Source organism: Paenibacillus sp. GYB003 (assembly GCF_036577625.1).
Lineage (GTDB): Bacteria > Bacillota > Bacilli > Paenibacillales > NBRC-103111 > Paenibacillus_AB.
The window spans coordinates 255,272-262,087 of sequence record NZ_JARBDC010000075.1 but is presented as its reverse complement, the minus strand read 5'-3'; the positions used below and the strand labels follow the sequence as shown (position 1 = coordinate 262,087).

Annotated in this window: 6 protein-coding genes; 2 read left to right on the top strand and 4 right to left on the bottom strand. The window is 54.0% G+C overall.

What is annotated here, in order from left to right; all coding sequences use genetic code 11:
* Positions 1 to 279 precede the first annotated feature (279 nt).
* Positions 280 to 1,152, bottom strand: coding sequence for a nucleotidyltransferase-like protein (locus PV407_RS25160; RefSeq protein ID WP_332092766.1), 873 nt, complete (start codon positions 1,150 to 1,152; stop codon positions 280 to 282).
* A 139-nt stretch (positions 1,153 to 1,291) separates the two neighbouring features.
* Between PV407_RS25160 and PV407_RS25155 the strand changes: the two genes are divergently transcribed.
* Complete coding sequence (locus PV407_RS25155; protein WP_332092765.1) at positions 1,292 to 1,672, top strand: DUF2614 family zinc ribbon-containing protein; 381 nt, start codon at positions 1,292 to 1,294, stop codon at positions 1,670 to 1,672.
* 59 nt (positions 1,673 to 1,731) lie between these two features.
* Here PV407_RS25155 and PV407_RS25150 read toward each other — a convergent pair whose 3' ends face one another.
* The 3 genes from PV407_RS25150 to PV407_RS25140 all read right to left on the bottom strand — a co-directional run bounded on the left by PV407_RS25150 (position 1,732) and on the right by PV407_RS25140 (position 5,096).
* Complete coding sequence (locus PV407_RS25150; protein WP_332092764.1) at positions 1,732 to 3,474, bottom strand: glycosyl hydrolase family 18 protein; 1,743 nt, start codon at positions 3,472 to 3,474, stop codon at positions 1,732 to 1,734.
* A 151-nt stretch (positions 3,475 to 3,625) separates the two neighbouring features.
* On the bottom strand, positions 3,626 to 4,060 hold the full coding sequence (gene perR / locus PV407_RS25145; protein ID WP_332092763.1) for a peroxide-responsive transcriptional repressor PerR: 435 nt from the start codon (positions 4,058 to 4,060) through the stop codon (positions 3,626 to 3,628).
* Positions 4,061 to 4,184: 124 nt separating this feature from the next.
* Complete coding sequence (locus PV407_RS25140; protein ID WP_332092762.1) at positions 4,185 to 5,096, bottom strand: AraC family transcriptional regulator; 912 nt, start codon at positions 5,094 to 5,096, stop codon at positions 4,185 to 4,187.
* A gap of 208 nt (positions 5,097 to 5,304) precedes the next feature.
* Here PV407_RS25140 and PV407_RS25135 point away from each other — a divergent pair, with 208 nt between their 5' ends.
* Complete coding sequence (locus PV407_RS25135; protein WP_332092761.1) at positions 5,305 to 6,648, top strand: ABC transporter substrate-binding protein; 1,344 nt, start codon at positions 5,305 to 5,307, stop codon at positions 6,646 to 6,648.
* Positions 6,649 to 6,816: the final 168 nt, after the last annotated feature.

The following is a 6,816-nucleotide window of genomic DNA, read 5'->3' as shown; positions in this document are numbered from 1 at the left end:
CCAAGAGGCTCTGTATTCCCAGCACAACACCTATCATGAGGCCTTCTGGTGACGGGCGGCCTCCACACTACAAAAAGTGACATTTTTACTGCTCAGTTAAGGTGACATTTTCACAGACGCTTGACACCCTCTTTTAAAAAGTTCGAAAACATCGAACATTTCGAAGGTTGCCCGCAAAAATCGATGCGCCGTGAGCATGAAGCTGTCAATAAAAAAGAAAACCGGGTGACCGGTGTAAGAACCAAACCGATCATCCGGAACGCGGCCGCCGGCATTCTTTCATTGAATCGTATACTTCAGCTGCAGAAGCAGCGAGCCCGGTTCGTCCGGCTTCTCCACCACTTCCCGAACCAAGCTTTTGCGCGCCAGCTTGCCGAGCAGCAGCGACAGATCCAAATCGAGGTCGCACAATTGCGGAATTTGCATCAGCTCCCGCAGGCTCCACGGACGCTCCCGGCTGCGCAGCACCTCGAGGACGACGGCGCAGCAGCTTTCCATCTTCGACATGACGGAAAATTCGCAAGCGAGCACAACGAGCTGAATTCGTTTTTCGAGCGATTCGTTATTGGACGTAAGCTCTTCGTAAAACTTGTAGACGCCCGGATTGATTTTGCGCACTTGCGCCCAAATGAGCGGCTCGGGATGGATGCCTTCCTCCAACACGGCGATGCGGGCCCAACGGCATAGCGCGTCCAAAATATTGCTGTACGCGTCGAGCAGGTGGCCTTCGGCCAAAAACTGCTTGCCTTGCAGGAAGCTTTTCAAAAAACGGTCGAACTCGACGATCAGCTTCTTGCCCCGCATGTCTTCGGGAAATTCCAGCAGCCGGTGCCGCAAGCCTTCCAAATACAAATTACGATCCATTACGATCTCTCCTTGCAAAATCCAATAAATAACGCTATGGTTTTCGCCGTTCCAGAGCAGCCGTTCCAATTTACCGGGATGCAGGCATCGTTCTTGTATACGGATATCGTCTTTTATATAATAAGTAGTGGAATCGGACGGATCGGACGTTTGAACGACGAGCACGACGAATTCCGGGTTGTCGGCCGCGGCATGGTACGGCGCCGCGGAACAGCGCGCGACGGCGACGCTGACCGTTTCGGGATCGTGCCCGTATGTGGCCTGCACATATTGAACAATCTCATCCAAATTCGTTCCACCGACCTTCAGCTGAAAATCGCATTGCCGCTTCTTATTACCTTTATTTCTACGCCGTCGTCCAGTTTCCTGCATTCAAATCGAACAATTGGTTGACTTCATCCGCAAAACTAGGAAATGAGGGACCGTTATGGTTTTCAAATCGAGCAAAGTAAACGAATTTCGGTTATGGGGCCTGCTGCTTACGATGGGCGGCATGGCGCTCATGATCGTCGGGCTGGCCGGAATCGTATTCAATTGGGGGCAGATCGGCAAAATTTTCGCGGCCGTTTTCATGGTGATCGGCATGATTTCGATGCTGGGCAGCATGGCCATTTATTTTTTCGCGGGGATGATGTCGACGAGCGCCGTCTCGCTCGAATGTCCGGAATGCGGCAAAATGACGAAGATGATCGGCAAAACCGACCGCTGCATGTTTTGCAAAACGATTTTATCGTTCGACCCCCGGTATTCGTCGCCGAATCCGTCTTCCGAAACGGAGCTCGCCGCGAGCAATCCGAACAAAGGGTAAACGCGAACAGCCTGGTCTCCGAAGAGATCCAGGCTGTTGTTTTTTGCACGATATAAGGATTAAGGCCGCTTTTCCATCGATTGCTTGATCGCGTTCCAAATTTCCGGGACCTCGTACCCTCTCCGCCACGAAGCGACGCCGGCCAGATCGTACTTCTTGACCAGCTCGATGCGCGCTTTCATCGACGTTTCGTCTTCGATCCATATTTTGTTCAGCTTGCCGTCCTCGGTATATTCCACATAGTTTTGTCCGGTTTCGGCCGAATAGACGGGCGTCAGCCCTTTGTCCTTGATGAGCTTCACGACCGTTTCCATAAATACGGCGCGGGAAGTCACTTCTTTTTTGCCGTTTTTCGTTTGCTCCGTCCAAATCCGGGTATAATAAGGAACGCCGAGCACCAGCTTGGAGGCCGGCACCTTCTCCTCGTTCAAAAATTGCACGATCCCTTTCTCGACCCACGGCAGCGAAGAAACCGATCCGGCTACCGGGCTGCTCGCCCAATGTTCGTCGTACGCCATCACCATCATGTAATCGACCGTTTCGGCCAAGGCCGGGCGATCGTAAAACATCGACCAGTTTTCGCTCGTCGACTTGGTCGTGACATCGATCGAAACGACGAGCCCCTGCTCGTGAAGAAGCGGCGTCATTTCGCGGACGAACTGCGTCAAGTTGGCCTTGTCCTTCAAATTGACATTTTCGAAATCGATGTTGATCCCCTGCAAATTGTACATTTGCGCGAAAGCGAGCAGCTGCTTGATCATTTTCATCCGTTTGTCGTACGTCGCGAGCGCTTCGGTCGTTATTTTCGGGTCGAAGCCGTTGCTGAACAGCGCCCACACTTGCAGGCTTTGCTCATGCGCCCATTTGACGTAGCCCGCATCGGCCAAGTTTTTCAGGTTGCCCTCGCCGTCGACGAGATGGAACCAGGTCGGGCTGATGACGTTCAGGCCGGGCATCGGCGCGATTTTGGACGTGTCCGGATTTTTCGTCGTCACCTGCTCCCACGTCATGTTGATTTTGCCGCCGAGCGGCTTCCACGGCACATAAGCTTTCGGTTCGGCGCGGGCGGGCATCGTCTCGACGCGGTCGAGTACGACTTCCGTTTTGCGGATATAGCCGACGACTCCGTTTTGACGCTGCGCCTTGTACCAGCCGTCGTGCTCGGACCAGATCATGACGCTTTCGCCGGCCGGCACGTCGGCGACGATCGGCGATTTGATCCCCGGCTCCCGCCGCATCGCCGCGACCCCGTCTTTCGAGGACGTTTCCGTTTTCCCCCATTGCACGTTGTCGCCCTGCAAATGAACGACGACATTGCCGGTCTCCGCCGACTCCGCGACGGTGAACCCGTAATACTGCTTGATCGGGTCGATCGGCACATATATGTCGTTTTGCTGCTTGACGATCGGAAATTTCAGCTCCAGCGGCTTTTCGTTGACCATGGCGGTCAGCGCGTTCGTTTTCATGCGCACGACTTTGTCTTTCGTCGTTATGATGACCGAATCGCTGGCGCTTTCGTACACGATCGACGGATCGACCTTCTCTTTAATGAAATCGAGCGGCAGCTTCAAGCTTTCCTTTTCTCCCAAAGCGCCGTCCGCGATGAATTCTCCGCGAAAAAAAACCGGCTTCTGGACGCCGCCGTAGTCCGGCTGGACATGCTGCTTGTTCGGATAATACGTCAAAAACCAATAGTACATGATCAAAGCGGCGAGTCCGAAAAAAACAAGCAGGCCGAACAGCCGCAGCGCCGTCCGCGAACGTTTCCTGGGACGTCCCGGCGGCGGGTTCGCTGACTCCATGTTTCCACTCCTTCTGTCCCGCATCCTGTAAAGTCGTTCTGGGGGCGCCCCTGCGAAAGGCCGCGCGATTGCGAATCAACAAAAAAGACGCGTCGGTCGGACACGTCCATTATACTATAAATACCGACGTAGCGGGCGCCCCGCCGGTTCATTAATGTTTGACCGTCGACGAGCATTCTGGACAAAGTCCGTATACTTCCAGCCGATGCCCCTTGACTTGAAAGCCGGTTTGCCGGGCGGCGGTCCGCTCCAGTTCGTGCAAAGGCGGATGCTCGAAATCGACGATCTTGCCGCAGTTGTCGCAGATGGCGTGATAATGGTCGGACATATCGGAATCGAAGCGGCTCGAGTCGTCTCCGTACGTAAGCTCGCGGACGAGCCCCGCTTCAATGAACACTTTCAAATTGTTGTAGACGGTTGCGACGCTCATGCTGGGGAAACGGTCTTCGAGAGCGCGATAAATATCGTCGGCGGTCGGGTGCGTCATCGTATCCAGCAAATAAGCCAGTATCGCATGTCGTTGAGGCGTCATTCGAACTCCGGTCGACTTCAATTTATCCAACGCTTGCTCGAATCGGGACGTCATGTTCCTCACCACCATGGAGATAAAAGTTATGTTATCTTCATATTGTACGATCGCACGAATGCGTTTGTCAATCGACACGGCGCCCGTCCCGTAGGCGACGTTCCGCTTCCTGCCCTCCGAATAATCAATCCATGAGCGCTTTTCCCGCGATCGTCGAGTCGCGGTTTTTCGCCGAAAGCGTGCGATATTGCTGCGGCGTGACCGCATGTCTCTTTTTGAAGCAGCGGCTGAAATAGGCCGGATTCGGGAATCCGGACTGCTTCCCGACCTGGTCGATCGACAGCGTCGTCGTTTCCAGCAGCAATCGGGCCTCATCCAGCCTTCTGCGCATAATATATTCCGTTATCGTCGTTCCCGTAAGATGCCGGAACAAATTCGAGATGTAGCTGGCGGACAAATGCATCGTGGCCGACAGCTTCTCCAAATAAAAGGGCTCCTTGTAATGCTCGTCGATCCAGGCGACGATATTTTCCGCATGGTTCGATTTTCGCAGCGAAAAGCCGTTTTCTTCGGAAGCGAGACCGGTAAACACGTGCGCCCGCAAATACGACATCAGCTGCATCCAAAAAATAAGAAACTGTTCCTTCCGCTCGCGCTCGGGAACGACGGACAGCGTATGATGAATAAGGGAGAGTTGGCCGTTCAGCTCGCCGTCCTGCTTCGGGCTGAGCTGAAACAGCTGCTGCCCTTCCCGCGATTTTTCCATAAAGGAGGTGAACGCGGCCAAGTGCGGAAACATCGGCAAATATTGCTTGAGCAGCGGAAGATTGATTTTGACGAGCGTTCGAAGCCGGGGAAGCTCGTACCGGACGAGATGAACTTGATAAGGCTGGAAATAGACGAGCGTCCGCGGCTTCAGCGTATACAGCCGATCGTTCAAAATAAGCCGCCCCGTCCCTTCGTGAATATACAAAAATTCCATGCCGTCGTGCGCATGGTAATATTCGTCCGGGCACTTCTGCTCCCACGTTCTGTATACGAAAAAATACAGTTCGTCGCAAAAGTCCATGTGCATCCGGGTAAATTTCCGGCTCATCGTTCCTACCCCCTATCTGTATCACCCTAAATTCACAGCTAAATTATATATCAGGAAAAATTATACTGGCAAGCGCTTTCAAAAGGAGTGCAACAGAGTGCAACTTTACCGTAACCGGGTACAAGAAACAGCGTGATATAATGCTGTTCAAATGAAACGCACCATGAATGGGCAGCATGTTGTTATTTCCGACGAGGAGGAATTGCACATGTCCAAAAAGCTGGGTATCGCGGCGCTGCTGTGCATGTCGCTGGGGACCGCCGCATGCGGAGGGGGCGGAGGATCCGGAGCTCCGGGCTCGGCCGGGGAAAATAAACCGAACGTCACGGTCGAGAGCAAAAAAGATCCGGTCGAGCTTACCGTCTTTTTCCCGTTTCCCGCCGACTGGCCGGAAGAAGATTTTATGCAGACGTTCGGGCAGCCGATCATGAAAAAGTTTCCGCACGTCACGATCAAGTACATTACCGGCGGCAAAGTGCCGGAGCTGATCGCGGCCGGACAAACGATCGACATCATGTTCGCGTCGATCGGCGCGACGCCGCCGCACTTGATGGAAAGCAAGCTGGAGTACGACATTACGCCGCAGATCAAAAAATACGGCTACAACCTGAGTCATCTCGAGCCGACGATGGTCGATACGGGCAAGCAGCTCGCCGGCGGCAACGGCATGTACGGGCTGCCGGTTTACGTCCCTCCTTCGACGATTTACTACAATAAAGACATTTTCGACAAATTCGGGGTTCCTTACCCGAAAGCCGGCATTACGTGGGACGAATTGTTCGAGCTGACGAAAAGCTTGACCCGTTCCGACGGCGGCACGAGCTATACCGGCTTCGCTTCGTCTTACGGGCATTTGGCTTTCATGAATCAATTGTCCGCGCCGATCGTCAATACCCAATCGAAAAAGGCGGCGCTGGACAGCGACGAGAGATGGAAAACGTTCGTCGACAATTTGACCCGCTTCTACAAGCTCCCCGGCTACAGTCATATCAAATCGAACCAAATATCGGAGCCGAACGAGCGAAACCGCTTTTTCAAAGATCGCACGGCCGGCATGTTTCTGGCGATGACCGCGCTGCACAACGCGAAGGAAATCGGGGATTTGAACTGGGATTTGGCCCCGTTCCCGGTATTCAAGGATAAGCCCGATTTGGGACCGCAAGCGTACCCGACCTACTTCTACGTCACATCGATGAGCAAATACAAGGATCAGGCGTTCGAGGTAATCGCTTACCTGACGACCGAGGAATACCAGGCACAGCAGCTGAAGGACGGCAAATTCCTTACCTCGCTGAACAACAAGGCGCTGCGCCAAACGTTCGGGCAAAACAACCCGATGTACGCCGGCAAAAACGTCAAAGCGTTCCAGCCGGACAAATACGCCCCCGCCGGTTCGGTCAACAAGTACAACGGCACGCACCAGGGCGAATTTAACACGATTATCCGCGACGTCATCTACAACAACAAGGACGCGAATACGGCGCTTCGCGAAGCGGCCGAACGCATCAACAAAAAGATCGAAGAAGCGGAAGCCGCCGCCGCGGCGAAGTAAGCGTTTACCCGATAAGCGAAGTCCGAGCCGCAAGGCGGATGCCGGTTGATCGGACCGGATCCGAACCGATCCGATCCGGTCCGATCGTCATCCGCGTACGGCCGCGTCGGACATTCGCTCTGGGATACAGCATGAAGACAGCAGCGCCATCCACTCGCAGACCTATCC

Excerpts from the sequence above, each read along its gene's own strand:
- PV407_RS25155 (WP_332092765.1), top strand. The coding sequence starts at position 1,292 with ATGGTTTTCAAATCGAGCAAAGTAAACGAATTTCGGTTATGGGGCCTG.
- perR (WP_332092763.1), bottom strand. The coding sequence starts at position 4,060 with ATGACGTCCCGATTCGAGCAAGCGTTGGATAAATTGAAGTCGACCGGA.
- PV407_RS25140 (WP_332092762.1), bottom strand. The coding sequence starts at position 5,096 with ATGAGCCGGAAATTTACCCGGATGCACATGGACTTTTGCGACGAACTG.
- PV407_RS25150 (WP_332092764.1), bottom strand. The coding sequence starts at position 3,474 with ATGGAGTCAGCGAACCCGCCGCCGGGACGTCCCAGGAAACGTTCGCGG.
- PV407_RS25135 (WP_332092761.1), top strand. The coding sequence starts at position 5,305 with ATGTCCAAAAAGCTGGGTATCGCGGCGCTGCTGTGCATGTCGCTGGGG.